We start from the raw sequence: 1,579 nt of genomic DNA on the forward strand, positions 1-1,579 counted from the left end.
AATGTTGGCCTTGGCGTCGGTGATATAAGAGGTGCTGCCGAGGTGGTCGCTATGATAGAAGAAGATTTCCTCGGTGTTGGTTGTGTCGGCAGGCACGTAACCATAACCCGGCTGGGCATTGTCTGGATCTTCAGGTTTCTGCCATTGGATGGGCGGACCAGGGACATCTCCCTTGTCGTTGAACTTCGGACGTTGCACCCAACCCTCGGGCACGGAGTGGTCGCCCAAATCCCCAATAATGTCGTTATAACCACGACCGGTATTATCGGGATCGGCCGTGGCACCTTTCATCGTGGGAACACCGGGCGGTGTGCCGAGCGACTTATAATACTCCTCGCGCTGTTTCTCTATCTGCAGCATCCGCGCGGCATAGTCTTTCTGGCCTGCCGTAACATTATTGCTACTGACACCATAGACATTGCTGAACTTGCCTACACCAGGTTTGCTTAACCTTATCCATTATCTATTTACACTTCTTTATTTCAGCTCCATATTGTATACCATTTTCATCTTTTAAATATTCATATATTGCCCTTAGATACATAATGGTCTCGGCATTAGTTAATTTATTCTCGGATAAGAATGTAGAGTACTCCTTAATTATTCCGTTTGGATTAAATGCGCCAACACTTTGGAAGAAGAAAATCTTTTTATCACGATAAATGAATATTTTTCGAGGAAAATGTGGCCCTTGCCCTTTAAAGGCATAGACTCCGTTTACCATTTTTTTTTCCTTTTTATCTAGTAAATTATACACATTCGCACTTGCATTGACAAACTCTTTACCGTAACCTTCATCAAGTTGTGTGGCAATACTCTTAGGAACTAAAACTTGATAGAAAGGGAGCTCGCGTTTGTTCTTTGCGGATAAAAGATACGTACAACAAATCAATAATAATAAAAATAGTTTCTTTCTCATTTTATTTCGTTATTTAATTCTCGTGACTGTTCAATTATTTTATTCTCAATTTTATTAGGAGCCGTTTCTTTATTCGGTCTAGTTCCTCCTTTGTTTTTTAGCTCGTATCTAAGATCTTTGTTTATCTCCTTTCGATTAGTACCATGCACGATTTCGTGACCTGCAACAGCCCCTATTGCTTGGTCTATTGTCAGCCCTTTATGTTTTGGATTCTCTGTTTTTGCATCTTCTTTTAGAGTTCCCTCATAAATTGTAATAGAAGATTCAGTAATTCCAAAAGTCCCATTCTTACTTACTCTTCGGCCATAATTATCCTTAGAATTAAAGTTCCCTTGTACAGTCTCCCCATAAGTATAACTATTTCCTCCCTCAACTTTTGTTATTTTAGTCTCACTTGAAATTTTCATTTTAACACGAATCTTGGAATTGATAGCCCGTTTGAGGCTCTTCATTCCCTCTTTCGTTAGCATGAGTACATTGACGATTCTTTTGATATCTTTTGTCGCATACTTTGTAAAAATGATCTTCCCTTGTTTATTTATATATACAGCAATCCTATTTTTAGGGTCAGTAATCTTCTCTCCATTAGGGTCAACAAATTTAACAGGGTTGCCAGCACAATACACATACCCACCAATTGTCTCATACGTCTCAGCCAAT

The 1,579-nt window shown here is 39.6% G+C and carries 1 protein-coding gene and 2 pseudogenes; all 3 read right to left on the reverse strand.

All coding sequences use genetic code 11. The features are described 5' to 3' along the window. Positions 1–360: pseudogene (locus HMPREF0670_RS14540) on the reverse strand (RHS repeat-associated core domain-containing protein); the annotation flags it as partial. 103 nt (positions 361–463) lie between these two features. Beyond that, the gene (locus HMPREF0670_RS17255; protein ID WP_009231905.1) at positions 464–919 is read right to left on the reverse strand and encodes a hypothetical protein; all 456 of its coding nucleotides are present in this window, start codon (positions 917–919) and stop codon (positions 464–466) included. Further along, a pseudogene (locus tag HMPREF0670_RS14550) lies at positions 916–1,579 on the reverse strand (RHS repeat-associated core domain-containing protein); the annotation flags it as partial. The gene HMPREF0670_RS17255 and the pseudogene HMPREF0670_RS14550, both read right to left, overlap by 4 nt.

The sequence above is a fragment of the Prevotella sp. oral taxon 317 str. F0108 genome (assembly GCF_000162415.1).
GTDB lineage: Bacteria > Bacteroidota > Bacteroidia > Bacteroidales > Bacteroidaceae > Prevotella > Prevotella conceptionensis.